The 995-nt window shown below is 51.3% G+C and carries 2 rRNA genes; both read right to left on the bottom strand.

Annotation, left to right across the window (positions count from 1 at the left end):
* A 23S ribosomal RNA gene (locus F6X55_RS05960) occupies positions 1-458 on the bottom strand; the annotation flags it as partial.
* Positions 459-877: 419 nt separating this feature from the next.
* A 16S ribosomal RNA gene (locus F6X55_RS05955) occupies positions 878-995 on the bottom strand; the annotation flags it as partial.

The following is a 995-nucleotide window of genomic DNA, read 5'->3' as shown; positions in this document are numbered from 1 at the left end:
GTCCTCCCGGATTCCGACGGAATTCCTCGTGTTCCGCCGTACTCAGGATCCACTCCGGAGGAAACAATCTTTCAACTACAGGGCTCTTACCTTCTTTGGCTGATCGTTCCAGATCGATTCGCTTAAATTGTTTCTTGGTAACTCCGATGGAGTGTCCTACAACCCCAGAAAGCAAGCTCTCTGGTTTGGGCTGTTTCCGTTTCGCTCGCCGCTACTTGGGAAATCGCGTTTGCTTTCTCTTCCTCCGGGTACTGAGATGTTTCAGTTCCCCGGGTCTGCCTCGCTTATCCTATGAATTCAGATAAGCGTCCTGCCCCATTACGGGCAGGGGGTTCCCCCATTCGGAAATTCCCGGATCAATGCCTACGTACGGCTCCCCGAGACATATCGGTGTTTGTCCCGTCCTTCTTCGGCTCCTAGTGCCAAGGCATCCACCGTGCGCCCTTCTTCACTTAACTTATCGTTCGTGAATGACGTGTTACTTCAATGTCGTTGAATGTCTTGCATAGTCTAGTTCCGGCTCCTGCTGAGCAGTCGCCTTCACTTCCTATTTATCTTATCTAGTTTTCAAGGTACAAACTTCCACACGAGGTGGTGACTTCTGTGTTCGTCACAGGACGTGACGGCATTTAACAGAAGATCCTTTGAGGTTTTGATCCCTCAAAACTGAACCAAACAACCAAGTATGCCCTGTGTTTAGCTCGAAAGAGCTAATTCCTGTCCAGCTCCGGCACCCAGCGACTAGCACAACTTCCCTCACCTCCGTACGATAAGTCAACATCAGCTCACGATGCTCGCTGTGTTTCCTTTATCTCCTTCGGTTCAGTCCAGTTTGTACGTCGCTAACCGGGCGCCTTCGCCTTTCGTATATCCTTAGAAAGGAGGTGATCCAGCCGCACCTTCCGATACGGCTACCTTGTTACGACTTCACCCCAATCATTGGCCCCACCTTCGGCGGCTGGCTCCAAAAGGTTACCTCACCGACTTCGGGTGTT

The organism is Sediminibacillus terrae (assembly GCF_009602435.1).
In the GTDB taxonomy this organism is placed as follows: domain Bacteria; phylum Bacillota; class Bacilli; order Bacillales; family Amphibacillaceae; genus Sediminibacillus; species Sediminibacillus terrae.
The sequence above is the reverse complement of the archived record's forward strand: the minus strand, read 5'-3'. Positions and strand labels throughout refer to the sequence as shown.